This window comes from Microbacterium hominis NBRC 15708 (assembly GCF_001592125.1).
GTDB classification, from domain to species: domain Bacteria; phylum Actinomycetota; class Actinomycetes; order Actinomycetales; family Microbacteriaceae; genus Microbacterium; species Microbacterium hominis.
Window position 1 is genome coordinate 1 of sequence record NZ_BCWI01000051.1, and the last position, 682, is coordinate 682.

General features: G+C 70.8%; 1 protein-coding gene. It reads left to right on the forward strand.

All coding sequences use genetic code 11. The annotated features are described in order from the left end of the window. Positions 1–2 precede the first annotated feature (2 nt). Positions 3–682 (forward strand): DUF222 domain-containing protein (locus tag MHO01S_RS16155; RefSeq protein ID WP_157553828.1); only part of this gene is annotated, 680 nt, incomplete at its 3' end.

Genomic DNA, 682 nt, shown 5'->3' on the forward strand with positions numbered 1-682 from the left:
TGATCGATCCGCCGTCTTCGGTATCGTCCCCGGCTGAGGCTGGATGGCCCGGGTTGGATGCCGTGGTGACCGGTGTCGTGGATGCGCGGCGGTGTGTGGCTCGGGCGCAGGCGGCGGAGGCGAGGCTGCTGGCCGATGCGGTGGGACTGGTCGCGGAGCGGGCGGCGTTGCTGAGGCAGGAGGCGCAGCAGCGGGGTGGGTCGGTGCGGTCGTCGGATGCGGATCTGCCGTTGCGGGAGGTCGCGTTGGAGCTGGCGATGGCGTTGCGGGTGTCGGATCGGGGTGTGCAGCGGCGGATGTCGGAGGCGTACCTGCTGATGACCCCGTTCCCCACCACCTGGGGTGTGTGGGAGCGCGGGGAGATCGATGCGGGTCATGCGTGGGCGATCAGCCGCACCGGCACGCTTCTCACCTCTGAATCAGACCGGGCGCGGTACGAGACCCTCGCTCTGGAGGCGGCCCGGTGGGAGTCGCCTGCGCGGATGAGCGCGGCGGCGAAGGCGATCGCCGCGACCATCGACCCGGCCGCGTTCACCGAGGCCGCGCAGCGTGCGTATGAAGAACGCTCGGTGCGGTTGTTCCCGTTGGAGGACGGTATGGCTCGACTGGTCGCGGATCTTCCCGCGCCGCTCGCCCACGCGATCCACGACACCCTGACCGCCCGGGGTCGGGTGATCCTCGA